The 26,986-nt window shown below is 63.8% G+C and carries 22 protein-coding genes and 4 tRNA genes; 3 read left to right on the top strand and 23 right to left on the bottom strand.

Going from position 1 to position 26,986, the window contains the following annotated elements:
- Positions 1 to 123 precede the first annotated feature (123 nt).
- The 6 genes from malQ to DF200_RS03755 all read right to left on the bottom strand — a co-directional run bounded on the left by malQ (position 124) and on the right by DF200_RS03755 (position 6,752).
- The gene (malQ, locus tag DF200_RS03780; RefSeq protein WP_109136964.1) at positions 124 to 2,295 is read right to left on the bottom strand and encodes a 4-alpha-glucanotransferase; all 2,172 of its coding nucleotides are present in this window, start codon (positions 2,293 to 2,295) and stop codon (positions 124 to 126) included.
- A 132-nt stretch (positions 2,296 to 2,427) separates the two neighbouring features.
- Entirely contained in the window at positions 2,428 to 3,072 is a 645-nt protein-coding gene (locus tag DF200_RS03775) for an AbrB family transcriptional regulator (RefSeq protein WP_109136963.1), read from the bottom strand.
- Positions 3,073 to 3,082: 10 nt separating this feature from the next.
- Positions 3,083 to 3,730, bottom strand: coding sequence for an IMPACT family protein (locus DF200_RS03770; protein WP_109136962.1), 648 nt, complete (start codon positions 3,728 to 3,730; stop codon positions 3,083 to 3,085).
- A gap of 53 nt (positions 3,731 to 3,783) precedes the next feature.
- Positions 3,784 to 4,791, bottom strand: coding sequence for an NAD(P)-dependent oxidoreductase (locus DF200_RS03765; protein ID WP_109136961.1), 1,008 nt, complete (start codon positions 4,789 to 4,791; stop codon positions 3,784 to 3,786).
- A gap of 117 nt (positions 4,792 to 4,908) precedes the next feature.
- Positions 4,909 to 6,246: a CapA family protein gene (locus DF200_RS03760; protein ID WP_109136960.1), complete on the bottom strand. Its 1,338-nt coding sequence runs from the start codon at positions 6,244 to 6,246 to the stop codon at positions 4,909 to 4,911.
- A 416-nt stretch (positions 6,247 to 6,662) separates the two neighbouring features.
- Positions 6,663 to 6,752 (bottom strand) — tRNA-Ser (locus DF200_RS03755).
- Between the two features lie 116 nt (positions 6,753 to 6,868).
- On the opposite strand from DF200_RS03755, the gene dinB reads away from it, so the two are divergent.
- Positions 6,869 to 8,119 (top strand): DNA polymerase IV, encoded by a 1,251-nt coding sequence (gene dinB, locus DF200_RS03750; RefSeq protein ID WP_109136959.1) that lies wholly within the window; start codon positions 6,869 to 6,871, stop codon positions 8,117 to 8,119.
- Positions 8,120 to 8,242: 123 nt separating this feature from the next.
- Here dinB and DF200_RS03745 read toward each other — a convergent pair whose 3' ends face one another.
- Entirely contained in the window at positions 8,243 to 9,670 is a 1,428-nt protein-coding gene (locus DF200_RS03745) for a glycoside-pentoside-hexuronide (GPH):cation symporter (RefSeq protein WP_109136958.1), read from the bottom strand.
- Positions 9,671 to 9,823: 153 nt separating this feature from the next.
- The gene (gene uxaC, locus DF200_RS03740) at positions 9,824 to 11,230 is read right to left on the bottom strand and encodes a glucuronate isomerase (protein WP_109136957.1); all 1,407 of its coding nucleotides are present in this window, start codon (positions 11,228 to 11,230) and stop codon (positions 9,824 to 9,826) included.
- Positions 11,231 to 11,516: 286 nt separating this feature from the next.
- On the opposite strand from uxaC, the gene DF200_RS03735 reads away from it, so the two are divergent.
- Positions 11,517 to 11,939, top strand: coding sequence for an HIT family protein (locus DF200_RS03735; RefSeq protein ID WP_109136956.1), 423 nt, complete (start codon positions 11,517 to 11,519; stop codon positions 11,937 to 11,939).
- Positions 11,940 to 12,118: 179 nt separating this feature from the next.
- Here DF200_RS03735 and dapC read toward each other — a convergent pair whose 3' ends face one another.
- The 13 genes from dapC to DF200_RS03670 form a co-directional block, all read right to left on the bottom strand.
- On the bottom strand, positions 12,119 to 13,270 hold the full coding sequence (gene dapC, locus DF200_RS03730) for a succinyldiaminopimelate transaminase (protein WP_109136955.1): 1,152 nt from the start codon (positions 13,268 to 13,270) through the stop codon (positions 12,119 to 12,121).
- Between the two features lie 8 nt (positions 13,271 to 13,278).
- Positions 13,279 to 13,602 carry a ferredoxin gene (gene fdxA, locus DF200_RS03725; protein WP_109136954.1) on the bottom strand — a complete coding sequence of 108 codons (324 nt, stop codon included), beginning with the start codon at positions 13,600 to 13,602 and terminating at the stop codon, positions 13,279 to 13,281.
- 164 nt (positions 13,603 to 13,766) lie between these two features.
- Entirely contained in the window at positions 13,767 to 15,272 is a 1,506-nt protein-coding gene (locus DF200_RS03720; RefSeq protein WP_109136953.1) for an amino acid permease, read from the bottom strand.
- Positions 15,273 to 15,489: 217 nt separating this feature from the next.
- Positions 15,490 to 16,698: a UDP-N-acetylmuramate dehydrogenase gene (locus DF200_RS03715; RefSeq protein ID WP_109136952.1), complete on the bottom strand. Its 1,209-nt coding sequence runs from the start codon at positions 16,696 to 16,698 to the stop codon at positions 15,490 to 15,492.
- 195 nt (positions 16,699 to 16,893) lie between these two features.
- Positions 16,894 to 17,061, bottom strand: coding sequence for a 50S ribosomal protein L33 (gene rpmG / locus DF200_RS03710; RefSeq protein ID WP_007053013.1), 168 nt, complete (start codon positions 17,059 to 17,061; stop codon positions 16,894 to 16,896).
- A 55-nt stretch (positions 17,062 to 17,116) separates the two neighbouring features.
- A tRNA-Met gene (locus DF200_RS03705) sits at positions 17,117 to 17,190 on the bottom strand.
- Positions 17,191 to 17,195: 5 nt separating this feature from the next.
- Positions 17,196 to 17,267: transfer RNA gene (locus DF200_RS03700), tRNA-Thr, on the bottom strand.
- Position 17,268: 1 nt separating this feature from the next.
- A tRNA-Tyr gene (locus DF200_RS03695) sits at positions 17,269 to 17,350 on the bottom strand.
- A gap of 60 nt (positions 17,351 to 17,410) precedes the next feature.
- Positions 17,411 to 17,665: a hypothetical protein gene (locus DF200_RS03690; RefSeq protein ID WP_109136951.1), complete on the bottom strand. Its 255-nt coding sequence runs from the start codon at positions 17,663 to 17,665 to the stop codon at positions 17,411 to 17,413.
- 240 nt (positions 17,666 to 17,905) lie between these two features.
- Positions 17,906 to 18,898: a class 1b ribonucleoside-diphosphate reductase subunit beta gene (gene nrdF, locus DF200_RS03685; RefSeq protein ID WP_109136950.1), complete on the bottom strand. Its 993-nt coding sequence runs from the start codon at positions 18,896 to 18,898 to the stop codon at positions 17,906 to 17,908.
- A 486-nt stretch (positions 18,899 to 19,384) separates the two neighbouring features.
- Positions 19,385 to 21,595, bottom strand: coding sequence for a class 1b ribonucleoside-diphosphate reductase subunit alpha (nrdE, locus tag DF200_RS03680; RefSeq protein WP_109136949.1), 2,211 nt, complete (start codon positions 21,593 to 21,595; stop codon positions 19,385 to 19,387).
- Between the two features lie 3 nt (positions 21,596 to 21,598).
- Positions 21,599 to 22,087 carry a class Ib ribonucleoside-diphosphate reductase assembly flavoprotein NrdI gene (gene nrdI, locus DF200_RS03675; RefSeq protein WP_241520111.1) on the bottom strand — a complete coding sequence of 163 codons (489 nt, stop codon included), beginning with the start codon at positions 22,085 to 22,087 and terminating at the stop codon, positions 21,599 to 21,601.
- A gap of 358 nt (positions 22,088 to 22,445) precedes the next feature.
- Positions 22,446 to 23,666, bottom strand: coding sequence for a trans-sulfuration enzyme family protein (locus tag DF200_RS03670; RefSeq protein WP_109136947.1), 1,221 nt, complete (start codon positions 23,664 to 23,666; stop codon positions 22,446 to 22,448).
- Between the two features lie 143 nt (positions 23,667 to 23,809).
- Between DF200_RS03670 and DF200_RS03665 the strand changes: the two genes are divergently transcribed.
- A complete protein-coding gene (locus tag DF200_RS03665; RefSeq protein WP_109136946.1) occupies positions 23,810 to 24,319 on the top strand; it encodes a hypothetical protein in 510 nt (169 codons plus the stop codon).
- On the opposite strand, the gene DF200_RS03660 is transcribed toward DF200_RS03665, so the two are convergent.
- On the bottom strand, positions 24,320 to 26,344 hold the full coding sequence (locus DF200_RS03660) for a DUF2207 domain-containing protein (protein ID WP_109136945.1): 2,025 nt from the start codon (positions 26,342 to 26,344) through the stop codon (positions 24,320 to 24,322).
- Between the two features lie 64 nt (positions 26,345 to 26,408).
- Positions 26,409 to 26,960: a LemA family protein gene (locus tag DF200_RS03655; protein WP_109136944.1), complete on the bottom strand. Its 552-nt coding sequence runs from the start codon at positions 26,958 to 26,960 to the stop codon at positions 26,409 to 26,411.
- Positions 26,961 to 26,986: the final 26 nt, after the last annotated feature.

The raw sequence follows: 26,986 nt of genomic DNA, 5'->3' as shown, positions 1-26,986 counted from the left end.
CCGCGGAATCGTTTCTTGGAATACCACTGCAAAACTGCCACTGCGGAATCCCCGGCACGGGTATGCATATGGCGGCCCCACCGAGGGAAGGGGCCGCCATACCAGGCCGATCGGGATGATGCGTTACTTTTCGCCGCGCATGACGGCGGCGAGGGACTGCACCCGGGGGTTGTCGAAAAGGCCGTCGAGCGAGACGGCGTTGCCGTCGCCGTCGGCCAGCGGGATACGCCAGTTCGGGTATTCGTTGTTCGTACCGGGCTGGTTCTGCGTACGGCGTTCGCCCACGCCGTCGGTGATGGTGGCGCACAGCAGCTTCGACGGCGACGCGCACAACGCACGGTGCATACCCTCGATGAGGTCCTGCTCGTGGGCGTCCTCGTCGTCAAGCCATTCGCGGCGAATCCATCCGCCGTCGGCCAGCATGGAAAGCAACGCGTTGTGCTCGCGCCTGGCGTCGGTCATGAACTCCTCTTCACTGCCGGTGAGCAGATGCAGCTTGCTGCGCAGCTTCACATGTTCGTAGCGCAGGTATCCGGCGGTGGGCGGAATGTCGTGCGTGGTCACGGAGGCGAGGGTGAGCGGACGCCAGTCCTGCGGCCTGCGGAACTTGCCGTCGCGCTGCTCGAACCATTCGATGGCGCAGCCGAGCAGCCCGTGCGCGGCCAGAGACTTGGCCATGTAGTCCGGCACGACGCCGAGGTCCTCGCCCACGACCACGCCATGGGCCCGCGTGGCCTCAAGGGCCAGGATGCCGAGCATCACCGCGGAATCGTAATACACGTAGGCGCCTTCCTTGGCGCTGCGCCCTTCGGGAATCCACCACAGGCGGAACAGGCCGATCGCATGGTCGATGCGCACGGCACCCGCATGGGAGAACATGCCGGACACGATATCGCGGTACGCCTTGTACCCGGTCTTGGCGAGGTATTCGGGGTTCAGAGGCGGCTGGCTCCAGTTCTGCCCCTGCTGGTTGTAGAAGTCCGGCGGCGCGCCGACGGTGGCGCCGTAGGCGAACCGTTCGGGATTCCACCACACGTCGGAGCCGTACGGGTGCACACCCACGGCCATGTCGGCCATGATGCCGATGCGCATGCCCGCATCGTAGGCGGTCTGCTGGGCGTCGGCCAGCTGTTCGTCGGCGATCCATTCAAGCCAACGGTAGAACTCCAGCGTGTCGGGATACTGGCCGCGCAGACGGGCGATCTCGGAGGAGTCCCGCGTGGTGGTCTTCACCCAGGAGTCGGGGGCGTCGGTGGGCGCGCCCCACTTGTCGTAGGCGAGGCACCAGGTGGCGTAGCCTTCGAGATCGTCGCCGGCACCGGACTTGAAGACCTCGAACTCCTTCTGGCGGCCGGCCGGGCGCGGCGCCTTGAAGATCGTCCACAGGGCGGGCATCTTGGCGGCCCACATGGCGTCGCGGTCGATCTTGTCGGGATCGGCGTTCAGCTCCTCCACCGCGGCGTGCAACTGCCGGATGTTCGCCTGCGCCTCCTCGGAAAGCTCCGAGAACTCGGGAATGATCTCCGGGTTGATGTACGTGAAGTTGACGAACCGGCGCGAGATGGGCAGATAGGGCGACGGCGTCAGCGGCGTGCACGGCTCGCCGGCGTGCACGGGATTGACGAGGATGAAGTCCGCGTCGGTCTTCTGCTTGGCGTCGCGCAGCATGTTCTTCAGGTCGTTGAAGTCGCCGACGCCCCATGATTGCGATGAGCGGATGGAGTAGAACTGCGCCATCCAGCCCCACAGGTGGCCGTCCTTCATCGGATCGAGCAGCTCGATCCTGTCGGGCGCGCAGATCAACGTGGCGGAATCGCTGTGCGTACCCACGGTCACGGTCAACGTATGATAGCCGAGCGGCACATCGGCGGGAATCACGATGGACGAGTTGACGACGAATCTGCCGTCCACGGACTTCGCCATCGCACCGTCGCCGGCGCCGCTCTCCAGTGTGCCGTATTCGATGCCGCTCTCCAGCATCAGGCGCGCCGACGGGATATCGGTGACGCCATGGTTGACGCGTACACGGCTCTCCTGCCCGGCGATGTGCAGGATGGTCGGCTGGACCAGACGGCTGTACTGGTCGCGTTCGTTCTGCGCCAACGACTCGGCGATGGCCTCGTCGTTCGACGCATCGACGCCAAGACTGTGCAACACATTGACAAGAACGTCATCGTCGATCTCAACGTATTCATCCTGCTGTCCCACGTAATACGTGGCGACACCCTTCGCCTTCGCCAAGCGAATCAACGGCCGGGAGAGTCGTTCGGCAGATTCTTCTCGCTGTTCTTCCATACGTCCAGCTTAACCCCGAAACCGGTGCCCGCAACGCCTGACATACCCAAGTTAACCTGACGGATACGAAAAAGTCGCGCCGAACGGCCTTTGGAGACGTGGCCAACGTGGCCTCCCTCCCCGCGCGGACGCCTATCGGCCGGATCCGCGCCGCCGTTCCACTGCGTGCCGCACCTGGATGTCCGGATCGTCGGCCAGACGGTCGAGGGTCTCCTCGTCGGTGTTCGGATTCAACGCCACGGCCCGGCGTATCATCGCGGTCAGCACCTCGGGGCCGGTCTTATCGTCGTCGACGCCGAAGCGGGACAGCCGTTCAAGCACCTCGGCGCCGTTGCGCTCGTCCTCGGCCCCCTCCATGCGCATCTTCCACGACGTCCTCGGATTGGCGAGCGCGGCGGCACGGACATCATCGTCGTCATCCTTGGTGAGACGGCCTACGAGCCAGTTCTTGTCGTTGGTGTTTTCGGCCACGGCCTTGCGTACCGCGGAATCGGGGTCTTCGCTGAGTTTGACGAGCACGTTCGGGAACGGCATGGTCCGTGCAAGATAGACGCGGTCGTCGAGGGCGGTATGGTGGTTGCCGGCCACGGCCTCCAACAGTGCGGTGGCGCGGGAGAATGCGGCGGCGTCGTTGCGGTCAGGCAGGGGACGGCGGGCGAACTCCCCCAGTTCCTCCGGGCTTTCGGAGTGTCGCAGGCGCTCGTAGGTCACGGTCAGGGGTTCGTGCTCGGCCTGTTCGCCGGCCTGTTCGCCAGGCTGTTCGTCGTGTTCGGTCATACGGCCCAGCTTAACCGGCCTGGTCGGCGACGGGTGAGTTCAGCGTGCCGCGTGGCTCCAGTGGGACCGCCGCGTTGAAGGTCTCGCGCACGCGCGCCTCGAAGGCCGGGGCGTTCCCGTCGGGGATGACGATGGTCATGGCGATGCGGTCGGTGAACTCCTCGTGTTCCACGGTGCCGTCGGCGAGGGATGTCAGCTGCCGCATCATGGTCAGCTGGGGGTAGCCGATGGTCGTGGCATAGCGCCGGCATGGCACGATGTTGGCGCCGTCGGCCGCCTTTACTGCGAGGGATGCGGCCGAGGAGTAGGCGCGGATCAGACCTCCGGACCCCAGTAGGATGCCGCCGAAATAGCGGGTGACGCAGACCACGCAGTCGGTGAGGCCGGATTGGCGCAATACGTCGAGGATGGGTTTGCCGGCGGTGCCGGACGGCTCGCCGTCGTCGCTCATACGTTCGCCGAGCTGGCCGTCGGAACCTCCCCACACGGCGGCGAAGGCCACGTGGCGGGCCTTGGGATGTTGCTCTCGGATGAGTTCCACGAACGCCATGGCGTCGTCCTGCGAGTCGATGTGGCAGGCGTCGCCGATGAATTCGGATTTTTTCTCGACGAGGCTGTCGTGGGCCGGCTCGTCCGGCGTGTTCAGAATGGTGCGCATGATGTCTTTCGTGGAATGCGGGCGGATACGAATGGATGGAGGCCGGTGGCGAGTCAGGCGACGACGTTGTATTCCCCGCCGGTCAGATATGCCGTGGCGGCCCGGACGCATTGGTCGACTATGCCGGCGAGCGCCCGGTCGGAGCGCCATGCGACGTGGGGCGTGAGGACAACGTTGTCGAGTCCGCGCAACGGGTCGTCGGCGGGCAGGGGTTCGGGCGAGAAGACGTCGAGTCCGGCGCGGATGTCGCCGCGACGGAGCCGTTGCTCCAGGGTGCCGGGCCTGATGAGTTCGGCTCGGGCGGTGTTGATGACGATGGCACCCGGTTTGAGCAGGTCGAGCTGTTCGGGGCCGATGATGCCTTGCGTGGCGTCGTTGAGGGCGAGGTGGAGGCTGACGACGTCGGCGCCGGCGAATACGTCGTCGATGCCGTCGGCGGCCTGGATGCCGAGTCGTTCGTAGGCGTCGCGATCGGGGTGCCGCGCCCAGACGAGCAGGTTCAGCCCCAGTCCGGGGGCGAGTTCGGCCACTCGGTGGCCGATGCCGCCGAACCCGATGAGCCCCATGGTCATGCCGCCGATTTCGGTGATGTCCTCCCCCGGCCAGGGCTCCTCGTGCATGCGGGCGTTGAGCGTGCCGGCGCGGTGGGTGATTTCGAACAGCAGGGCGATGGCGTGCTCGGCCACGGCGTTGTCGCCGTAGTGCACGGCGTTGCAGATGCGGATGCCGAGACGTCGCGCCTCATCGACGTCGACGTAGTTGGCGACGCCGGTGCCGCCGAAGGTGATGCACCGGACGGTGGGCGCAAGACGGGCGAGCATGGCATCGGAGAAGCGGACGCCCGTGGTCAGGGCAACGGTGGCGGGGGCCATGCGCCGTACGAGTTCGTCGTCGTCGGCCTTGCCGTCGACGCCGGTAGGCATGTCGGTGTACATGCGTATGCGGGCGAGTCCGGAGAAGGCGTCGAGGCGTCGTCGGAACGGCTCGACCATGGAGGGGAAGCAGCTGGGAATCACCACCAGCGGCAGGTCGGTGCGTTCCATGTCGATTTCGATGGCCATCGATTGCTCCTTGCTTGGTCGGACGTCCGGCGACGACATATCCGACGATGCGGATGCCCGACGACGATTGTCACCCGCCAGTCTACTTCCGCTCATGACGCACAGTTGTCCGTGGGGTTATTCGGCGGAGGCCTCCTTGGTGATGAGCCATTCGCGCACGACGTGGGGATCGGCGCCGCGTTTGTATATCACGTCGTGGATGCGTTGCCTCACCTGGGCGTCCTGTTCGGTGGACCAGCAGGTGCCGTCCGGATGGTCGGCCGATATCGGGCACCATCGGTAGTCGGCGCCGCGGCGGTTGGCTGTGGGCAGCCAGTCGATGCGGCTGACCCGCCATGAGCCCGCTTCGCCTTTTCGGCCGGCGAACTGGATGCGGGCCGTCATGCCCTGGTTGTTGACGATGCGTTCGGCCGGGGCGTCCGTGGTGACGGCGTTGCCGGTGCCGTAGATGATCCACGTGTTCTTGTATTTCTCGATGGGTTGGACGCAATGGCATCCTGCGCCGTAGATCACGTCGAACGCGCCGGTGTCGGCGAGTTCATGGGCTTCGCTCACCTGCCAGTCGTCGGCGTCGTCGATGTATTCCTGGACGGAATGCATGGCGATGGCCACGACGTCGGCGCCTTCCTGCCGTGCGGCCTTGGCCTTGGCGACGGCCTTGTCGATGTCGGACCGGTGATGCGGGTCGCTGGCCTCGCGAAGCCTGTCCACCCGCCATTCGGTGTCGGCTTCGAAGCCGTTGAGCGAAACGGTTCCCGTGACCAGACCGAGCTTGCCGCCGCCGGTGGGCGATTCGATGACAAGCGGCTTCTTCGAATCGGCTTCGGTCTTATAGGAGCCGGTCTGCTGCACGCCGAGCCCGGCGAGCGTGTCCCACAGACGGTTGACGCCTTCCGCGCCTTGGTCCCATGAATGGTTGGTGGCGTGGGTGCATGCCTGGAACCCCACCTTGGCGGCCGCGTCCGCCACTTCGGGAGGAATCGCGAAGACGGGGTAGCCCGTATAGGGGCCGCCGCGCGGGGCGATCGGGGTCTCGAACTCGCATACGGAGATGTCGGAGGCCTTCATGTATCGCTGCATCGGCTGCAGCAGGGGCACGAAGTTGAATGCGGATCCGTCTTTGGCGGCGGTGTTCGCCCCCTGGAAATGCTCCCACAGATGGGGGTGGAACAGCAGGTCGCCGTTGACCATGAGGGAGATGCAGTCGGTGTCCGGGCAGTCCGGCGAATTGCCGTGATGCTCAACGACCGGCTTCGGTATGGCGGCGGTACGGTCGATGTCGGCGGCGATAGGATGCGGTCCGACGTCGCGCGAGGCCTCGGCACGCATATGCATGGCCCAGATCGCGCCGGCCGCGATCAGGATGACGGCCAGACAGATCAGGAGCGCGGCAAGCGGCTTCCTCGATGACGCGCCGCCGCCGGCATGGCGGCCGGAATTTTCGACATGCTGCATGGCATTCCCACGATTCTCTCTTACTACAGGTACTCATACCAAGTCTAACGGAGCGCGCGACGACGCGAATGCACCCGTCCTACGGGAACGGAACCCGTCACGGAATGAAATCCAGCCGGTGCAATCCAGCCGGGACGACGCCCCCATCCTATATACCGCCACGAATCCGAACCCGCGGCATCGCGGGCAATCGTCATCAAACAACGACGACATCGTCGCCAGACAGCATGCCGACATGCCAATTCACGAGCATTGTCATGGATGACGGACTATCGTGGATGATGGAGACGGGCGGACAACGGCGTACCTCCGTCCCCGCTTCACCCGTCCCGCCTCGCATGGGAGCATCAACCGTACAGTTCGCAAAAAACGGAAAAACTCCCACACCAAGGTAAAAACCATGGTGCGGGAGTCACTGGCGGAGTGAGGGGGATTCGAACCCCCGAACCGCTTGCGCAGTTAACACCTTAGCAGGGTGCCCCTTTCGGCCACTCAGGCATCACTCCGTGTCGTACGACGCCATATTCACATGGCATGCGCGCAACAGGGAAATACTGTACCATCATCCGTCGATTAACGCGAACCGACGGCATGTTGCGACATCGTGGGTACCATGGGAGACATGAGTACTTCGCCACGTCTTGCCGCCGTACGGCGTGACTGGGGGCATGACGAGACCGGCTGCACCATACTGCACATCGACATGGATGCGTTCTTCGCCTCCTGCGAGATCGCCAGACACCCGGAGCTGCGCGGACGGCCGGTCATCATCGGCACAGGCACGCGGTCGGTGGTGTCGGCAGCCAGCTATGAGGCGCGACCGTTCGGCGTGAACTCGGCCATGCCGGTGGCCACGGCGCGCAGACTCTGCCCTAACGGCGTGTTCCTGCCCGTGGACATGGCCTACTACCGGAGCATCTCCAGGCAGGTGTTCGGCGTGTTCGAACAGGTGACCGACCGCATCGAACGCGTATCCGTGGACGAAGGATACATGGACGTCTCCGCGGCGTTGCGGCAATGGGACTCCCCCACCGCGATCGGCGCATGGATCCGGGCCGAGGTGGAACGGAGGTTCGGCCTGACCTGCTCGGTCGGGGTGGCGTCGAACAAGCTCATCGCCAAACTCGCCTCGACGAACGCCAAGCCGGACGGCATGCTGCTCGTGCCGGAGGCCCGTCAGGCGGAATTCGTGCGGCTGCTGCCGGTGCGGTCGATCCCCGGCATCGGCCCGGCATCGGCGCGCAGGCTCGCACAGTGGGGGGTGACGACCGTGGAGCAGCTCGCCCAGGTCGATGAGCGCCGGCTCGCACAGGTGACGGGATCGGCCGCGCACGCGCATACGCTGTATCTGGCGGCGCGGGGGCTGGACGAGCGCAGGGTGACGCCGGTCACGCCGGAGAAGTCCATAGGGTCGGAACGCACGTTCGCCGAGGATACGCGTGATGCACGCACGGTGGCGCAGATGCTGCTGCGATGCAGCGACGTGGTGGCATCCACGCTGCGAAGACGCGGGCTGCTGGCTCGCACTATCACCGTGAAGCTGCGGTACGCGGACCTGCGATATGCCACGAAATCGCTGACACTCGGCCGCCCGGTGAATACCGCGGGCGCGATATACCCGCGGACGCTGAGGCTTCTGGAACGGATGCTGGGGATGCCGGACCATGCGCTCGACCGGGATGCCCGGCTGCCGGCCGACATCCGACTGGCCGGCGTCAGCGCTTCGGGACTGGTGAACGCGGCCACGACGCCGGTGCAGGCCAGCTTCGACGATCTGCTGGGGAAAGATAGGGGCCGCGCGGAGCAGGCGTTGGATTCGATCCGCGAAAAATTTGGGAATGGGGCCGTGCAATTGGGGCTGCGTAGTTCATGAATCGCGAGATACCCCTCCGAAACGCCGGTTTTCAGCCGGTATCTCGCGATTCGTGAACAGGCCGCAACGAAATAATCCCCGATCGCCTCACGCAATCGGGGATTATCCATTAATTATTCGTCATCAGTGGGTGAGTTCACCCTTCTCCCACTTGCCGTTGTTCAGGTCATCGGCGATCTTGCGGTACTTGTCGTCCGTCAGACCGTAGAGGAAGAAGATGATCAGCATGGCGGCGAACAGGGCCACGGCCGGATACAGGGTCATGGCGCCCTTGATGCCGTTCAGGGTGGCCTGCGACTGCGCCTGGTTGGCGACGTAACCGGTAACACCCAGGATGCCGGCGGTGATCACGGCGGCCAGCGACTGCGCGAGCTTACGGGAGAAGTTGAACGCGGCCACGGTGATGCCTTCCTTGCGGATGCCGGTGTGCCACTCGCCGTAATCGATCACGTCGTTGACGAAGGCCCAGGTGATGCCGTTCGGAATGGCGAGGCACACATAGCCGATGGTCACGAACACGATGAAGGTGACGAGGTTGGTCGGCAGGAAGAAGTTGATGAGGTTGGCGACCGCGCCCACCACGAAGCAGACCACGGCGACCTGCTTCTTGCCGAACTTCTTGACCAGGAACGGGATGGAGAGGATGGCCACGATGGAGCAGCCCATCTGGATGGCGTTGATCACCGGCTGCAGGCCCATGGAGCCGAGGTTGTATTCGGCGAAGTACAGCATCATGGCGTTGTTGGTGTTCATCGCGGAGATGGTGAACAGCGTCATGAGGATGATGGCCAGCAGCGGCTTGTTGGTGAAGACCACCTTGATGTAGGCGCCGACGCCCTCCTTGGACTTGTCGCCGGTCTTCTCGCGGTTGATCTTGATGTGCTCCTTGCAGTTGAAGAACGTGACGGCGAAGCAGATCACGCCGAGCAGGGCCATGATTGTGGCGGCCACGGCGTAGCCGTGGAACGTGGTGACCTTGCCGTTGGAGTCGGAGAACAGCAGGATGATCGGGATGAACGCCACACCGGTGATCCACTGGGCGCCGAGGGAGCCGGCCTGGCGGGTGGTGGCCAGCTGGGCGCGTTCATCGACGTCTCGCGTCATGACGTTGGCGAGGCCCACGTACGGCAGGTTGGTGAACGAATAGCAGGTGCCCCACGCCATGTAGGTCACGAACGCGTAGACGATGCGGCCCCACATCGGGAAGTCGGGCATGGTGAACGTGATGATGGTGAGGACGGACAGCACGATCGCGCCGACCATCATCACCGGACGGAACTTGCCGTGCTTGCCGACCTTGCGGCTGTCGACGAACGCGCCGGCGATCGGGTCCATGAACGCGTCGTAGATCTTGGTGACGGCCATGATCGTGGCCACCATGCCGGGGTTGATGAGCGCGACGTCGGTGTAGAACTTGGTCAGGTACGCCTGGCCCAGGTCGAACATGAAGCCGTTGCCGAGATCGCCGAAGCCGTAGCCGATCTTCTCGCGCCAGCTCAGCTTCGTCTGGCCGTTGACGACGGCCGCCTTTTCTTCCACTGCACTTGTCATGATTACTACCTTTTCAGTGTTACGTATGGCATCGGCCACGATGTCGATGCCATACGACCCTTCCTTTTCGATATTCAGTTATGGTCGATGTTCGGTTATGGATCGCAACGCCGCCGGGCTGCCATCCCCGGCGGCCTGTTCCCGTACTGGCAGTTACGCGAACAGTTCCTTGGCGTTGTTGTAGGAGACGTCCTGCACCAGCGGCGCCAGGGTGTCGACGCTGCCGGAGATCTCGCCGCGTGCGGCCCACTCGCCCAGCTGCTCGCACAGGATGCGGCGGAAGAACTCGTGGCGCGGGAAGCTCAGGAACGAACGGGAGTCGGTGGTCATGCCGACGAAGTTGCCCAGCAGGGAGCCTTCGGCCATGGTCTGGATCTGGCGGCGGATGCCTTCGCGGGTGTCGTTGAACCACCATGCGTTGCCGAGGGCCAGACGCTGCTTCATGCCGCCCTGGAAGCATCCGAGCACGGTGATGATCGGCATGTAGTCGTTCGGGTTGAGCGAGTAGATGAGCATCTTCGGCACGGAGTCGGTCTTGGCGGCCTCGTTGAGCAGGGCGGCCAGCGGCTCGGCGATGGCACGGTCGTTGAGGGCGTCGTAGCCGGTGTCGGCGCCGTGGATGGCGAACTCGTGCTCGTTGATGTTGCGCATGGCGTGGATGTGCAGCTGCATGGTCCAGCCGTGGGCGTGGTAGATCTTCATGAGGTCGAGGAACAGCTGCGTGCGGTACTTGGTGACCTCTTCGAAGGTCAGCGGCTCGCCGGCGCGGGCCTTGGCGAGGATCGCGTCGCGTTCGGCGGCGGTGGACGTGGCGTACACCATGAGGTCGGCGGCGTGGTCGGACAGGCGGGAGCCGTGCTCGTGGAAGAAGTCGACGCGCTTGTTGATGGCGGCCATCATGTCGTCGAAGGAGGCGATCTTGTCGCCGGTGACCTGCTCAAGCTGGTCGACCCATTCGCCGAAGCCGGCCTTGTCGGGGTTCAGGGCCTTGTCGGGGCGCATGGCGGGGATCATCTTGAAGGTGTCGCCGCCCTCCTTCTCGAAGGCGATGTGGTATTCGAGGGAGTCGACCGGATCGTCGGTGGTGCAGATGGTGTCGAGGTTCATGCGGCGCAGCAGGGAGCGGCGGGAGAACTCCGGCGTGGCCAGCATCTCGTTGGTCTTCTCGTAGATGTCCTTGGCGGTCTTGGTGTTCAGCTCGTCGGTGATGCCGAAGTAGCGGCGCAGCTCCTGGTGCGTCCACATGTAGACAGGGGAGCCGATGGCCTTCTCCATGGTCTGTGCGTAGGCGTAGAACTTGTCCCACGGGTCGCCCTTGCCGGTGATGAGCTCCTCCGGCACGCCGTTGGCGCGTTCGAGACGCCACTTGTAGTGGTCGCCGTAGTTGTTGCCGTCGGTGAGCCACGCCTCGACGATGTCCTTGAAGTTCGGGTCCTTGTAGATCTCCTCGGGATGCAGGTGGCAGTGGTAGTCGACGATCGGCATGCCCTCCGCGTAGTTGTGGAACAGCTCCTTGGCCAGATCCGTCGTCAGCAGGTAGTCGTCATCCATGAATGCCATGGTCGTTTCCTTCCTCGGAACGCCCGTCGGGACGCATGAAGACATGGCTTGCGCCAGGACGCTTCATGTTCTCGATTTCACGATCCGTGTTTCTTCTCCGGCTGCGTCCATGCAACCGTTCGATACCTTGACTGTATGAAACGTGAACTGAATCACGTTTTTTTGTTGCCAGAGTTTGCACGGACACGCTGAACGCTCACAGAGATTGGCAACCATTGGCAACATTTATCCGCGACGGTCCCGCGGATACCTATCGTGGAGACGCCTCTATCGAAAGGAATCCCTGATGAGCAACGAAGCTTGTGCATACTGCGACGAAGGTGCCGCGCTCGACGCCTTCGGCATCAAGATCTATGAACTCCCGGCGAGCAAGGTCGTCCTGTTCAAGGAGCAGAGCCACAAAGGCCGCGTGATCGTGGCCTCGAAGCACCATGTCTCCGAAATCGTGGAACTGAGCAAGGAGGACCGCGACGCGTTCTTCGACGACGTGGACCGCGTGGCCAAAGCCGTGCACGCCACATTCCACCCCGACAAGGTGAATTACGGCGCCTACGGCGACACCGGCCATCATCTGCATTTCCACCTCGTGCCGAAATACCGTGACGACGAGTTCGAGTGGGGCGGCACCTTCGCCATGAACCCCGACCGCGTCCATCTGACCGACGCCGAATACGACGAGATGGCCAAGGCCATCATCGCCAACCTCTGATTGATACTTGCCTTACGAGCAATTCTCGCGGACACGCATCCTGGCCCTTCCTGATGCGTGTCCGCTTCTTGATTTTGGGTTGGGAAGTTCGGGGTGTCTCTCCCCTCAGTCCGCCTCCAACGGCCGGCTCCCCTCAGGGAGGGGAACCGAGTTGATTAATTCCACGTGAATCCCCTCGCTCAGGCCGATGCAGGCCGGGCGATGTGGGCGAGACGTTCGGCGGCGGCGTTGACGGCGGCGCCGGGGGCCGTCGACGACACCCGGAGACACATCCTGTCGCCATAGAATTCGCCGGGACTGACGACGATGCCAAGCCGGGCAAGACGGTCGATGTCAGTCCAGCAATCGCCACTTAATGCGCGCACCCACACATACAGGCCGCCCTGGGGCATGTGCGCGGCGTATCCGGCCGCACGCAGTCCCTCGACCAGCACCTTGAGTCGGCCGCGATATCGTTCTCGCTGCTCAAGCACCGCACCGACGTCGTCAAGACCTGCCTTCATGGCCGCCTGGCTGGGTCCGGGGATGATCTGGCCGATCTGTTTGCGCGTCTCGATCATGGGCGTGACGATGCGTTTGTCGCCGGCGACCAGCGCCGTACGATACCCCGCCATGTTCGACTGCTTGCTCAGCGAATACAGGCACAGCACATCCTTCGCGTCGCCGCCGCAGACGTCGGCGTCGAGAACGCAGGCCGTGGCGCTCATCGACCGCGGATCCGACGACCAGTCCATCAACGCATAGCATTCGTCGGACACGATCACGGCGCCAATCGAACGCGCCGCTTCGACGATGCGGCGCAGACGCGGGCCCGACAGCACCTCTCCCGTCGGATTCGACGGCGAATTCACCCACACCATCTTCACTCCGGGCACGTGCACCCACGAATCGACGTCGGCGACGTCGGTCTTCAGCGTCTCGGCCCCGGCGAGCTGGGTGCCGATCTCATACGTCGGGTAGGAGATCCGCGGCTGGACGACGACGTCGCCCGCGCCCACGCCAAGCAGGGAGGCCATCAGCGAGACGCCCTCCTTGGAACCGACGGTCGGGCAGATGTCCGCGCCGATGGCGTCGAGATCCACACCACGCAGGTCATGGAACCAGCGGACGATCGACTCACGCAGCGCGTTGGTGCCGCGCGTGACCGGATACCCATACGCGTTCGACGCGTTCGCGGCTTCAGTGAGCGCCGCGACGACGGACGACGGGACGGAATCGACCGGGGAGCCGATGGACAGGTCGATCATGCCGTCCGGATGGGAGGCCGCCGCCTTCTTGGCCGCCGCCAGCCTCGACCAGTCGTACGGGGTGCTGAAAGGAGAGAATCCCACGGCCCGCGTCAGTCCTGGTTCTGCGGGGGCAGGGCCGCCACCTGGGCCTCGTCATGGTCGACCGCACCGAATCCGGAGGCACCGCCCTGGTCGCCGACCTCGGCGAAGAAACGGACGGCGGCGTCCTTGTACCAGGCCCACTCGTCCGGCAGGTCGTCCTCGTAGAAGATGGCCTCGGTGGGGCACACGGGCTCGCAGGCGCCGCAGTCGACGCACTCGTTGGGGTTGATGTACAGCGTACGGGGGCCCTCGTAGATGCAATCCACCGGGCACTCGTCCACGCAGGCCTTGTCCTTAACATCCACGCAAGGCTGGGCAACAACGTATGGCATGTTCCATTCCTCCTATCACATATCCGGCCGCTCGTCCCCGCGGCGTCTTGACACACTGATTGCCAAGTCTACGCCGTCCCCACAACAGCGAAGGCCTCCGCGTCGAATCGACGGGAGGCCTTCGGTATACCCGGCTTGATGGCCAGCGGCGCGTCAGTCGGACGTCACTGCGCGATGTCGCCCTTGAGCTGGTTCAGGCCCAGACGGGAATGACGGTATCCGTATACGAAGTAGATGATGAAACCGACGACCAGCCACACGACGAAACGCGCCCAGGTGAGCACGGTGAGGTTGAGCATGAGCCACAGGTTCGCCAGACCGATGAGGATCGGCACCCACGGATTGCCCGGCATGGTGAAGGAGCGGTTGAGGTCGGGGCGCTTGCGGCGCATGATCGGGATGGAGATCGCCACCAGAGTGAACGCCGACAACGTGCCGATGTTCACCATGTCGGACAGCACGCCGATGTCGAAGAACGCGGCGACGAGGGCGACGACGACGCCGCAGACGATCTGGAGCATGGCCGGGGTGCCGTGGACGCCGGTCTTCGACAATCCGCGCGGCAGCAGGCCATCGCGGCTCATGGCGAACACGATACGGGTGAGGCCTAGCAACAGCACCATGACGACGGTGGCAAGGCCCAGCACGATGCCGAAGCTGATGATCTTCGCGGCCCAGTTCGCGCCGACGAGCTCGAACGCGGTGGCGAGAGACGGACTGTCGGCCTTGGCGAGATCCCGGTAGGAGACCATGCCTGTGGTGACGACGGCGACGGCGACGTACATGATGATGATGAGCAGCATGCCGATGCCGATGCCCAGCGGCACGGACCTCTTCGGGTTGTCGGTCTCCTCGGCGGCGGTGGCCACCACGTCGAAGCCGATGAACGCGAAGAACACGAGGGCGGCACCGGAAAGGATGCCGGGGACGCCGTAGATGGACGGCGTCATGCCGGTGGCCCACTGCCACAGCGGCTGCGCCCAGATGCCCGTGACCTCGGACGAGGCGGTCTGCACGGTGTCGGCCGGCTGGCTCGGCGGGATGAACGGTGTGAAGTTCGAGGCCTTGACGTAGAAGAAGCCGACGATGACGACGAAGAACACGATGGCGATCTTCAGCACGGTCATCGCGCCGTCCACGCGGGCGCCGAGCCTGGTGCCGAACACCAGCAGCGTGGTGAAGAACGCGACGATGATGATCGGCGCCACGTCGAGGGCGAACGATCCGATCTGGATGTTCGTATTGAGGTTCCACCCCATAAGGCGGAAGAAGTCGTTGAGATACACGCCCCAGTATTTGGAGATCACCGAACCGGCCATGAGCATCTCAAGGATGAGGTCCCATCCGATGATCCACGCCACGATCTCGCCGACCGTGGTGTAGGTGAACGTGTAGGCGGAGCCGGCCACCGGAATCATCGAGGCGAATTCCGCGTAGCACATCACGGCGGCGCCGCAGACGATGCCGGCGATGATGAAGCTGAGAATCACGGCCGGGCCGGCATGGTACGCCGCGGCCTGTGCGCCCACGGAGAAGATGCCGGCGCCCACGGCGACCGCCACGCCCATGATGGCGAGATCCCACCATTTGAGGTTGCGCTTGAGCTTGCGGTCGGCCTCATCGGTTTCGGCGATGGTCTGCTCGACCGTCTTGGTGCGTAAAAGGTTCATTGATCCTTCTCTCGGAGTAGGCCGCGTGGGCCTGCCGAAAATGTTCCTTGAAGAGATTAGACGGGAATTATGAATTCACCAAGAAACAACCGGGGTTTTCCCCGCTTCGCCACGAATCCGTCCGCATGGTGGGACGCGTTCCGCCCAGAGGGCCTTGGTGGCGCATCGGATGCCGCCCGTCCGCCAGCACAGACTCCGGCTCCGGCTTCGGCTTCGGCTATCGCAGGTCGATGCCGATGGCGACGGGCTCGGGCACCAGACGGATGCCGTACGCGGACTCCACACCATCCTGCACGGCCTTCGCCAGGGCGGCCACGTCGGCCGCGGAAGCACTCCCCCGGTTCGTCAACGCCAACGTGTGCAACGTGGACAGCGAGGCTGCGGCGTCCTCGGAGACCTTGAACCCCTTGTGGAATCCGGCATGGTCGATAAGCCATGCGGCCGAGGTCTTCACGCCGGGCGTGCCGTCGGGCAGCAACGCATCGAAGCGCGGGGCGTCGGCCGGAAGCCCTTCGGCGGCCTGCGGGGGAAGCACCGGGTTCATGAAGAAGCTGCCGCAGCTGTGACGATCATAATCGGCGTCGAGCGACCCCTGGACGTCCCACAGACCCTTCATGGCCGCCTCGACGGAGTCGTCGCGCTTCGTGCCGCCCATCCACGGGCCGTAATACCGGTTCGGATCCTCCAGCATGCCCTTGCCGGCGCGCACGGCGAGCACGGCGTCACGGATGGCGGCGGTCTCCATGCGCTCGCCCACCTCGACGCCCAGCGCCTTCGCCAGCTGTCCGAAGCCGACCACGCCGGTGGCGCTGTGACGCAGTGCGAACGTGACCGACAGCACCACATAGCGCGGCGTGGGGAAGAAGTCGGCGGCTGGGGTGGCCGGCGCCGCATACATGCTGGCCTTCAGTGCGGAGGTGCGGTAGCCGAACCGCAGGTCCGACGGCGTCAGGTCCATCGTCTTCTTGGTCCTGCGGTCCCAGACCTCCACGGATTCTACGACCGTCCCGACCTCCTGACCGTATGCGCCGATGTTCTGCACGACGGACGCGCCGACCGTGCCGGGGATGCCGGACAGCCCTTCGATGCCTTCGAGCCCCATACGCACGCAGTACTCGACCAGATCGTCCCAGTTCGTGCCGGCCTCGGCATGGATGTGCACGATCCGTTCGCCGTTCTCCACGGGCGCCACCTCGTCAGGCACGCTGATCGAACGGCGTGCGTCACGCACCACGTATCCGGGGAACGGGTCGTCGGAGACCAGCATGTTGGAGCCGCCGCCGATCACACACAACGGGATGCCGCGTTCGTCGGCCTCCTCCACGGCCTCGATGACGCCCACGCGGGAATCGGGTTCGAAGAAACGGGCTATGGGACCTCCCACTCCGATGGTGGTCAGGTCCGCAAATGTCGGGCTAGTAGTCATAGCGCCCACCATACCAACAGCAGTCGGCAGACGAACGGTCCCGGAAAAACGAAACTTGGCCGAACCTGTCATAAGGACCCTAGAAACCGGAGCCTTATGAACGGAATGACCAAGTTATCGGGTTCGTGGGGGTGTGGGACCCGGGAAAACAAAAAACCCGACCTCATCGGTCGGGTTCGAAAGTCTGTAAACGTCTCAGCGGGTCTCGCGGTGGACGGTCTGCTTGCCGCAGCGCGGGCAGAACTTCTTCAGCTCAAGACGGTCAGGAGTGTTACGACGGTTCTTCGTCGTGATGTAGTTACGCTCCTTGCACTCGGTGCAGGCCAGCGTGATGCCTGGACGGATATCGGCGCTTTTTGCCATTATTCACCTCTGTATTGGTTTCCATCATCGGAAGCTACTTTCTCCGATGCTTTTGTAGCGAGGAAGAGACTCGAACTCTTGACCTTACGATTATGAGTCGTACGCTCTAACCAGCTGAGCTACCCCGCCATGAGAGCCTCGAGCGAGAATCGGACTCGCGACCTCTTCCTTACCAAGGAAGTGCTCTACCACTGAGCTATCGAGGCGTGGCGGGTATAGGATTCGAACCTATGAAGCACGAAGCGGCTGATTTACAGTCAGCTCCCTTTGACCACTTGGGAAACCCGCCATTACCATTCCCGGAAGAACCCTTCCGAAATCGGCAACTCGGCTATATAACCATAGAATTTCAGTCCGCGCAACTCGGCGTGTCGCGAAGTCTCCGCCAGCGCTGCAAGGCCCGTTCGATCCGCTTGTACCCTATGATTTCCACGGGAAAACCGGCCTCGACGAATATGCGTTTGGGACCTTTGCCACGGTAATACTCATCCACGGCGTGCTGCGCGAACGCGGTCGTGTAATGGATGTGCCCGCGCTCGTCGATGTAGTCGACGGCGTCGAGCGACTCAAGCAGACGCCTGGACTCGGCATCGAAATCGGTCATGTCGTTCCCCTTCCTAGACGACCATGCATACGACCCTGCGTAACCAACGGTAGCCTGTTCCCCATTACGACGGTAGTGCGGGGAGCCGCCCCCCCTCTGCGACCGCGGCCGAGGATGGCACACCGGCGCGCCGGGCACGACAGGGTACGACGCATCCGGCGCCCTCGACGCCCCAACGTCCTGATCCCCGACGCCCCAACGTCCTGATACCCCGGCGCACGGGCGAAGTCCATCGGACTTCTAGAAGTCCCAGTCGTCGTCGTCGGTCTCCTCGGCCTTGCCCATCACGTACGACGAACCGGAGCCGGAGAAGAAGTCGTGGTTCTCGTCGGCGTTGGGCGAGAGCGCCGCGAGGATGGCCGGGTTCACGTTCACCTGGTCGGCGGGGAACATGGCCGGGTATCCGAGGTTCATCAGCGCCTTGTTGGCGTTGTATTTGAGGAACCGGCGCACATCGTCGGCGAGCCCGACGCCGGAGTAGAGACTGTCGGTGTAGGCGGCCTCGTTCTCGTACAGCTCCTCAAGCAGGGTGTGCGTGTAGTGGCGCATGTGCTCGCGCTCCTCCTGCGACACGGCGGCGAGCCCCTTCTGGTACTTGTAGCCGATGTAGTAGCCATGCACGGCCTCGTCGCGGATGATGAGCCGGATGACGTCGGCGGTGTTGGTGAGCTTGGCGTGGGCGGAGAAGTACATGGGCAGGTAGAAGCCGGAGTAGAAGAGGAAGGATTCGAGCAGCGTGGAGGCGACCTTGCGTTTGAGCGGATTGTCGCCTTCATAGTAGTCGAGGACGATTTCGGCCTTTTTCTGGAGGAACTCGTTCTCCTCGCTCCAGGCGAATGCGGCGTCGATCTCCTTGGTGGAGCACAGGGTGGAGAAGATGCTCGAATAGCTTTTGGCGTGCACGGATTCCATGAACGCGATGTTGGTGTACACGGCCTCCTCGTGCGGGGTGAGCGAGTCGGGGATGAGGGAGACGGCGCCCACGGTGCCCTGGATGGTGTCGAGGAGGGTGAGACCGGTGAACACGCGCATAGTGAGCGTGTGCTCCTCCTCGCTCATGGATTGCCAGACGGGGATGTCGTTGGATACGGGGATGCGTTCGGGCAGCCAGAAGTTGCCGGTGAGGCGGTTCCATACCTCAAGGTCCTTGTCGTCTTCGAGACGGTTCCAGTTGATGGCGCTGACGCGGTCGATGAGCTTGAGCGGCTTGCGGGGGATGGAGATCGGCGCCATGTCAGGCCTCCTCTTCGGTGGTGGCGGACGCGGAGAATTCCTCCGGCGCCGTGAGACGCAGGATCATGCGGTATACGAATCGTGACATCGAGTGCTCCTTTGGGGTTGGTGTTTTTCGTGTTTGCGTACGGTGGCCTCGCGACTCGCGTTCTCGGCGCCGAATCGCGGGGTTTTGGAGGTAAGGGAGGTGAATTGTGGGTGTTCGCCGGTTTGCCCCCTCAGTCCGCCGTTGGCGGACAGCTCCCCCCGGAAGGGGGAGCCAATTGGAGACAAGCCTCCGCCGAGTGAACGCCGAATGATGCGTGCGGCATGTGTGCGGCAGGGGATGAAGGCGTACAAAGGTACGTCGAATCCCCGGCCGTGCGCAACACACCACCCGCCGAGTGAACGCCGAATGATGCGTGCGTCGTCAAGGCGCGGAAGACGAAGGCGTTCAACAGTACGTCGAGTCTTCCGCAACGCCGACGACGCTCCATCATTCGGCGTTCACACCACGCAGGCGTAGGTGCAGGCCCCATCAACCTCAGTCCCTTCAAGTGCCTGCTGGCGGATGCGGATGTAGTAGAGGGTTTTGATGCCTTTGCTCCATGCGTAGATCTGGGCTTTGTTGATGTCGCGGGTGGTGGCGGTGTCGGGGAAGAAGAGGGTGAGGGAGAGTCCTTGGTCGATGTGGGGGGTGGCGGCGGCGTAGGTGTCGATGATGGCTTTCCAGCCGATTTCGTAGGCGTCGCGGTAGTATTCGCGGTTTTCGTTGGTCATGTAGGCGGCGGGGTAGTAGACGCGGCCGGTTTTGCCTTCTTTGCGGATTTCGATGCGGGAGGCGATGGGGTGGATGGATGAGGTGGAGTTGTTGATGTAGGAGATGGAGCCGGTGGGAGGGACGGCTTGGAGGTTCTGGTTGTAGAGGCCGTCGCGGAGGATGGCCTGGGCGAGTTCGGTCCAGTCGGCGCGGGTGGGGATGGGGATGCCGCGGGTGGCGAAGAGTTCGCGTACGCGGGCGGTGCGGGGCTGGAGGGACCGGCTGCCGTCGGTGTATTGGTCGAAGTGGTTGCCGGCGCCGAGGGGTTTGGCGTAGGAGGATCGGTCGAAGCCGGTGAAGGCGCGGGCGCGTTCGACGGCGAGGGCGTGGGAGGCCCGGTAGGCGTGGTAGGCGACGGTCATGAAGTAGATGTCGGTGAAGTCGAGGGCTTCGTCGGAGCCGTAGTGGATGTGTTCGCGGGCGAGGAAGCCGTGGAGGTTCATTTGGCCGAGTCCGATGGCGTGGCCTTCGTTGTTGGCGCGGCGGATGGAGGGGACGGAGTCGATGGTGGTGTGGTCGGCGACGGCGGTGAGTGCGCGGATGGCGGTTTCGACGGTTTGGGCGAGGCCGGTGCCGTCGGCGCCGTCCATGGCTTTGGCGATGTTGAGGGAGCCGAGGTTGCAGGAGACGTCGCGGCCGATGTGACGGTAGGTGAGGTCTTCGTTGTAGGTGCTGGGCTCCTGGACCTGGAGGATTTCGGAGCAGAGGTTGCTCATGGAGATGCGTCCGTCGATGGGGTTGGCGCGGTTTACGGTGTCTTCGAACATGAGGTAGGGGTAGCCGGATTCGAATTGGATTTCGGCGATGGTTTTGAAGAATTCGCGCGCGTCGATGGTGGTTTTGCGGATGCGGTCGTCGGAGACCATCTCGTGGTAGTGCTTGGTGATGGAGATGTCGGCGAAGGGTTTGCCGTAGACGCGTTCGACGTCGTAGGGGCTGAACAGGGCCATGGGTTGTTTGGCTTTGGCGAGCTGGAAGGTGATGTCGGGCACGACGACGCCGAGGGAGAGTGATTTGATGCGGATTTTTTCGTCGGCGTTTTCGCGTTTGGTGTCGAGGAACCGCATGATGTCGGGGTGGTGGGCGGAGAGGTAGACGGCGCCGGCGCCTTGGCGGGCGCCGAGCTGGTTGGCGTAGGAGAAGCTGTCTTCGAGCAGTTTCATGACGGGGACGACGCCGGATGACTGGTTTTCGATGTGTTTGATGGGGGCGCCGAGTTCGCGCAGGTTGGTGAGGTTCAGTGCGACGCCGCCGCCTCGTTTGGAGAGTTGGAGGGCGGCGTTGATGGCGCGGGAGATGGATTCCATGTTGTCTTCGACGCGCAGCAGGAAGCAGCTGACGGCTTCGCCGCGCTGCGCCTTGCCGAGGTTGAGGAAGGTGGGGGTGGCGGGCTGGAATCGTCCGGAGATGATGGCGTCGGCGTATTCGAGGGCGCGTTCCTCGTCGCCGTCGGCGAGTTCGAGGGCGACGGCGACGGCGCGCTGGGGGAAGTCTTCGAGGTATTGTTTGCCGTCGAAGGTTTTGAGCGCGTATGATGAGGCGAATTTGAATGCGCCGAGGAAGGTGTTGAATTCGAATCCGCTGGCGGCGGCGTGGGCGTAGATGCGGTCGAGGAATTCGGGGGCGTATTGCGCGAAGACGTCGCCGTTGTAGTACTGGTGGTCGATGAGGTAGCGGAGCCGCTCGGCGGTGGTGTCGAAGGTCATGGTGTTGGGTTTGACGTGGCGTTCGAGGTATTCGCGTACGGCGTCGTGGTCTTTGTCGAATCGGATGCGCCCGTCGGCGTCGGGGAGGTTGAGCATGGCGTTGAGTGCGTGCCAGTCGTGCGCCGGATCGTATGACAGCAGGGTGGTGGAGGTGTTGTCCAGTCGCAGGGCGGTTGAGGTGAGGTCTGTCATGCTTCACTCGCTTTCCGTGGTGGGAGTTGTGGATGTCGTTGTTGTGGATGCTGTTGTTTGGTGTCTCGTCGGGTCGCCGGTCCGGGTGAAGAACGCGACGAGGCCGTCGCGTACGCGTTCGCGGTCTTCCGGGGTGCCCATGAGTTCGTATCGGTAGAGGAACGGCACGTGGCATTTTGCGGCGATCACGTCTCCGGCGACGCCGTATGCCTCACCGAAGTTGGTGTTGCCGGAGGCGATGACGCCTCGGATGAATGCGCGGTTGGCCGGGTCGTTGAGGAACCGTTTGACCTGTATGGGCACGGCTTTGGCGATGCTGCCGCCGCCGTAGGTGGGTGTCATGAGCACGTATGGCTCACGGACGTCGAGCGGCGGGTCCGTGGGTCTCAGAGGAATCCGATGGACCGTGATGCCGAGTTCGTCCAGATTGCAGGAGTCGACGAATCTGGCTGTGTTTTCGGAGACGGAGGAGAAGTAGACGAGCGAGCCGATGACGCCGCGTGCCGGGTCGGGCCGGGATGCATCCGCGCAGTGATATCGGGATGCATCCGCACTGCGTCCCCGGGATGTATCCGCACTGTGCTCCCGGGATGCCTCCGCACTGTGCTCCCGGGATGCATCCGCATCGTGCCGTATTGCCATTGTCCCCTCCGTGCCGATGGTTCCGTCAATCACGTTGCTGGTAAAATTTCCGAGACATCACTATATATGGCACGACAATGGCAATCAAATACTAGATGTAGTGTTTTTCGTGGGATATATCACAATCGACCGAATGACTACGACGCAGGCCACGGCCCCAGGGACCGTGGCCTGCGCATGGAATTCCGCGTGAACATACGGCGTGTCGTCAGATCCCCGCCTCCGCGAGCGCGTGGTCGATGTCGCGGATGAGGTCGTCGACGTCTTCGAGGCCGACGGCGAGTCGGAAGAATCCACGGTGGAATTCCTCCGGGTAGAGGTATTGGCGTTCATCGTCCTCGCCGAGGAACACGATGAGGCTTTCGTCGTGGCCGAGCGAGACGGCCGATGTGATGACGTTGAGTTTGCTGACGAACCGGTTGTGTCCGTCGTGGTCGGTGTCGAGGCCGAAGGCAAGCACGCCGCCGAATCCGGCGTCGGGGCGGGCGAGCTGGCGGACGGCCACGTCGTGGTGCGGATGCGATTCCAGCCCCGGATACGCCACGAACCGCACCTGCGGCAGTGTTTCGAGATGTTCGGCGATGGCGAGCGCGGAGGCGTTGTGCTGCCTCATGCGCAACGGCAGGGTGACGGAGCCGCGGTTGATGAGCCATGCGTTGAACGGGGAGATGATGCCGCCGTAGTTGACCTGGTAGGTGAACCGGATCTGGTCGGTGATCTCCTTGCGTGTGGCGATGGCGCCGCCGAGCGCGTCGCCGTGGCCGTTGATGTATTTCGTCAGGCTTTCGATGACGATGTCGGCGCCGAGGTCGGCGGGACGCACATTGAACGGCGAGTTGAAGGTGTTGTCTACGGACAGCAGCGCGCCGGCGTCGTGGGCGATGCGTGCGGCGGCCTCGATGTCGGTGACCTTGAGGGTGGGATTGGCCGGCGTCTCGATGTGCACGAGCCTGGTGTTCGGCCGGATGGCGGCGGCGATGTTGTCCGGGTCGGAGGTGTCGACGATCGACGTCTCGATGCCGTACTTCTCGGGCAGGATCTGGTTGAGCAGACGGTATGCGGCGATATAGGTGGTGTCGGAGAATACGGCGTGGTCGCCGCGGTTCAGCACGGTGGTGAAGGTGGCGGAGAGGGCGGCGACGCCGGATGCGAGCACGACGGCGTCCTCTGTGTCTTCGAGTTTGGCGAGCTTGGCTTCGAGATACCGCTGGTTCGGATGCCCGTTGCGTGTGTAGAGGTTCACGTCGGAGCTGGACCAGTTGATGTCGGAGGGGTCGTAGGGCAGGGCGTAGGCGTTGGCGAGCGTGATGGGCCGGCGGATGGCGCCGGTTTCGGCGTCGACGCCGTTGCCGAGGTGGATGGAGAGCGTGTTGAATCCGAGCGGCTGGTCGTCGAAGGAGATTCCCTGATGCGTGAGTTCTGATGTCATGGGTCAAGCGTGCCATAATCGGCGCGCCGCCGCATCCGTTGCAAAATGGGGCAAACGCTGGAATTCCGCGCCGTTCCAACCTGTCATAGATAGAATCTTCAATAGTTTTGTTTTGTCGGAGACCGTATCAAGGAGGATATTCCATGCTTCCCGCCTATAAGAAGACCCTGTGGACCATGACGGCGATGTTCGCCGTGGCGGTGGTGGCCGGCCGCGTGACTGCGGCGCTGGCTACCGACCCGGTGGTGTCGATGTATGCGTATGTTCTGCCGTGGCTGGTCGGCGTGGTGGTGATGCTGTTCGTCATCGGCGCGGACGAGGAGATCCGTCTGACCGTGGGCAAGGTGATCATCATCACGCTGGTCGGCATGCTGGTGGTCACGGCCGTGGTCGCCGTGATGCTGTATCTGCTGGTGGCGGGCGCGCCGGTGATGTGGGTGTTCCGCATCGGCTGGATCGTGACGCTGGTGATCGTTGCGGTGGAATCGCAGCTGGTGAACCCGCAGAACGTGGCGGCCGCGCAACAGGCCGCTGAGGAGCGGGCGGAGGCGAAGCTCGAAAAGAAGCTCACCATGCAGCGCGAGGTGCAGCAGGCGGCCCGCGAACGCGTCGCCCGTCGCGAGATCAGGAAGCGCAACCGGCGCGGGAGGTAGTCACCGGCCGCCCATGCCTCCGCCGCCGCCTCCGTCGGAGGATCCTCCGAAGCCGCCTCCGCCGAACCCCGATCCGGAGTCGGACGAGTCGCTCATCGCCGATGCCAGCGCACTGTGCACGTCGGCGAGATTGTCGGAGAGCATCGTTCCCAGATCCATCGAATCAGTCGCCGGGTATGACGAATCGGCCGAACCACCGGCCATGGACCCGTAGAACACCGCGTACATGACCGGACTGGAATCCCAGGTGTCCTGCATGTACGTGCCGTCGGCCAGCTGCGGGTAGAGGTCGCGCAGCTGTTTGCACACCGTCTCGCTGATGCCGAACGCCGTCGCATACACCATGTAGAAGTCCCACATCGACAGATCGGGCACCCCTCGTTTGGAGAAGTCCGAGAAGTCGAGCATGTAGCGTTTCAGCCCCTCCACGCGTTCGGCCACTGCAAGGCCCTCCGGGGTGAGCAGCTCCGATTCCGCCATCATCGGGGTGATGGCGGCGAGGATGGCGGAGGCCACCGTCACCGGAACGCCGAGCCATGGCCAGTCGAGCATGACGAATCCGAGCATGGACAGTATGCCGACGATGACATTCACCAGCATCGGCACCGTCGAATACCGGTGGGTGGTGTAGGTGAGCGTTCCGCCGAATTCCATGGCGAGCTGATTGTCGTAGTTCCGGAACAGCCGGTCGAACTCGTCGGCGTCCCGCTTGACCATACCGCGCAGTTCCGTCATCGTGAAGGAACCGCCAAGCTCCGTGCCGGCCCGCCGCAGTATGTCGAGCAGAGCCTCCTCCGTCGGGGCCAGGGGCTGTCGTCCCGAGGCCGCGGCGGCATCGTCGCGAACGGTCACCTGCACGTCCGGCTTTCCCTTTCGCGACACCGGCTGCACGCTCAGATCGATTCGGCGCTTGTGGGCCAGCGACAGCATGGTGGCCGAAAGCCCGTTGCGATGCACCCGCCGTCCGGAGCCGGCAAGCTCGTCGATCTTCGCCGCCACGGCCGGGGACACACCGGGATCGTCCCGCCAATACGGCATGTCGTCGTGCGGACGGTTGAGCCGGCGCGAATGGCGGATCGACCAGATGTTCCAGACCAGCATGACGACGAGCAGCACCGCGCTCGCCACGCACAGCATGATCGTCCTGCGGTGGCGGGCCTCCTGCTTCGCCTGCCATTCCTCGGCCATCCGCCGCTCGCTCGCCTTCACGTCGTCCGACGTGCGGTCGGCCTGCCGTTTGGCCTGGGCCGCCAGCGCCTTCGGGAAGAGGGCGTGCACCTCCACCGGCGTCTGTGACGGCAGTTCGTCTATCGTGAAGGTCGCCGCGCCGGTGTCGGCGATGGCGAGGTTCGACGTGGCGCCCTCGTAGTGCAGCCAGGCCCTCACCGTGGATCGGGATGCGGAGTCGGGCCATGAGATCGTGCCGGTCACCTTCTTCGCGTACACGCCGTTGGACCGGTCGAGGAACTGCCAGTTGAATTCGGCGGCGTCCGCAAGCCGGGTGACCGCGTTGACCGCGGTGTAGGAGATGCGGAACCTGGCCGTGCCGCTCTCGACGGGGGCGATGTTCCATCCGAGTTCCCGCCCCTCCCCCGTATCGGTGAGATACCAGCTGCCTGCGAGTGCGGCGTACTGGGTGTCGTCCACACCCTGCGGGTCGGGCAGATCGATCCGACGGAACTTCTGGCCGGAATCGAGGTCGGTCACCGTGACGTCCCTGATGCCGTCGTACGCCTTCGGCTTGGATTGGAACGTGCGGTACAGCTGATGCCACGGCCGCGCGCTGCCGTCGTCGTTTTCACGGGATTCGAGGTTCACGTCCCATGTTTCGCTGATGCGCAGATCACCGTTGGACTGGACCTTCACGTCATAGTTGAGCGCGTCCAGCGTCATCGGCTCGTCGGAGCCGCGCACGCCGCAGCCGGCGAACGTCAGCAACCCCGCCACGGCCAGCAGTACGGCGACGGCGGCGCGTATGACGTGGCCGGCGCATATCCCCTTCATGGAACGTATCCGATCGTTCATCACGTCCTCTTTCCTCTTGTCTGCGATCCGCGATCCCGTGCCGCCTCATGTCCGGCGTATGCGGTCAGAACCGGACCTGCGGCACGGCCCTGTCTGGCTCCTCGACCTTGAAGAACCCGCGTTCGGTGAAGTGGAACATGCCGGCGATGATGTTGCTTGGCACCGTCTGGATCTTCGTGTTGTATTTGAGCACGACATCGTTGTAGAACTGCCGGGCGTAGGCGATCTTGTCCTCCAGGGCCTTGAGCTGCGATTGGAGGTCGAGGAAGTTCTGGTTGGCCTGCAGCTGCGGGTATGCCTCGGCGGTGGCCAGAAGGTTCATGAGGGCCTGTCCCACCTGGGTTTCGGCGGCCGCGCGCTCGGCGGTGGTGGAGGCCGCTGCGGCGCGGGCGCGCGCATCGGTGACGGCCTGCAGCGTCCGTGACTCGTGGGACGCATAGCCCTTGACCGTCTCCACGATGTTGGGAATGAGGTCGGCGCGCTGCTTGAGCTGCACATCGATCTGCGCCCAGCCGTTGTCCACCCTGTTGCGCAATGCGACCAGACCGTTGTATGCCGTGACGGCCCAGACGGCCACCCCGACGACGATTACTGCGATGACGATGCCGATGACCATGGTTTCTCCTTCGAATCGGCGCTTCG

The sequence above is a fragment of the Bifidobacterium catulorum genome, from assembly GCF_003129925.1.
GTDB lineage: Bacteria > Actinomycetota > Actinomycetes > Actinomycetales > Bifidobacteriaceae > Galliscardovia > Galliscardovia catulorum.
The sequence above is the reverse complement of the archived record's forward strand: the minus strand, read 5'-3'. Positions and strand labels throughout refer to the sequence as shown.

Bases quoted from the DNA above. Each gene is read 5' to 3' on its own strand.
- uxaC (WP_109136957.1), bottom strand. From the start codon at position 11,230: ATGGCATTCATGGATGACGACTACCTGCTGACGACGGATCTGGCCAAG.
- rpmG (WP_007053013.1), bottom strand. From the start codon at position 17,061: ATGGCAAAAAGCGCCGATATCCGTCCAGGCATCACGCTGGCCTGCACC.
- DF200_RS03765 (WP_109136961.1), bottom strand. From the start codon at position 4,791: ATGGCCATCGAAATCGACATGGAACGCACCGACCTGCCGCTGGTGGTG.
- DF200_RS03690 (WP_109136951.1), bottom strand. From the start codon at position 17,665: ATGACCGATTTCGATGCCGAGTCCAGGCGTCTGCTTGAGTCGCTCGAC.
- nrdF (WP_109136950.1), bottom strand. From the start codon at position 18,898: ATGGCGCCGATCTCCATCCCCCGCAAGCCGCTCAAGCTCATCGACCGC.
- DF200_RS03660 (WP_109136945.1), bottom strand. From the start codon at position 26,344: ATGAACGATCGGATACGTTCCATGAAGGGGATATGCGCCGGCCACGTC.
- fdxA (WP_109136954.1), bottom strand. From the start codon at position 13,602: ATGCCATACGTTGTTGCCCAGCCTTGCGTGGATGTTAAGGACAAGGCC.
- DF200_RS03670 (WP_109136947.1), bottom strand. From the start codon at position 23,666: ATGACATCAGAACTCACGCATCAGGGAATCTCCTTCGACGACCAGCCG.
- dinB (WP_109136959.1), top strand. From the start codon at position 6,869: ATGAGTACTTCGCCACGTCTTGCCGCCGTACGGCGTGACTGGGGGCAT.
- DF200_RS03720 (WP_109136953.1), bottom strand. From the start codon at position 15,272: ATGAACCTTTTACGCACCAAGACGGTCGAGCAGACCATCGCCGAAACC.
- DF200_RS03665 (WP_109136946.1), top strand. From the start codon at position 23,810: ATGCTTCCCGCCTATAAGAAGACCCTGTGGACCATGACGGCGATGTTC.
- DF200_RS03770 (WP_109136962.1), bottom strand. From the start codon at position 3,730: ATGCGCACCATTCTGAACACGCCGGACGAGCCGGCCCACGACAGCCTC.
- DF200_RS03735 (WP_109136956.1), top strand. From the start codon at position 11,517: ATGAGCAACGAAGCTTGTGCATACTGCGACGAAGGTGCCGCGCTCGAC.
- DF200_RS03760 (WP_109136960.1), bottom strand. From the start codon at position 6,246: ATGCAGCATGTCGAAAATTCCGGCCGCCATGCCGGCGGCGGCGCGTCA.
- DF200_RS03745 (WP_109136958.1), bottom strand. From the start codon at position 9,670: ATGACAAGTGCAGTGGAAGAAAAGGCGGCCGTCGTCAACGGCCAGACG.
- malQ (WP_109136964.1), bottom strand. From the start codon at position 2,295: ATGGAAGAACAGCGAGAAGAATCTGCCGAACGACTCTCCCGGCCGTTG.
- DF200_RS03655 (WP_109136944.1), bottom strand. From the start codon at position 26,960: ATGGTCATCGGCATCGTCATCGCAGTAATCGTCGTCGGGGTGGCCGTC.
- nrdE (WP_109136949.1), bottom strand. From the start codon at position 21,595: ATGACAGACCTCACCTCAACCGCCCTGCGACTGGACAACACCTCCACC.
- DF200_RS03775 (WP_109136963.1), bottom strand. From the start codon at position 3,072: ATGACCGAACACGACGAACAGCCTGGCGAACAGGCCGGCGAACAGGCC.
- DF200_RS03715 (WP_109136952.1), bottom strand. From the start codon at position 16,698: ATGACTACTAGCCCGACATTTGCGGACCTGACCACCATCGGAGTGGGA.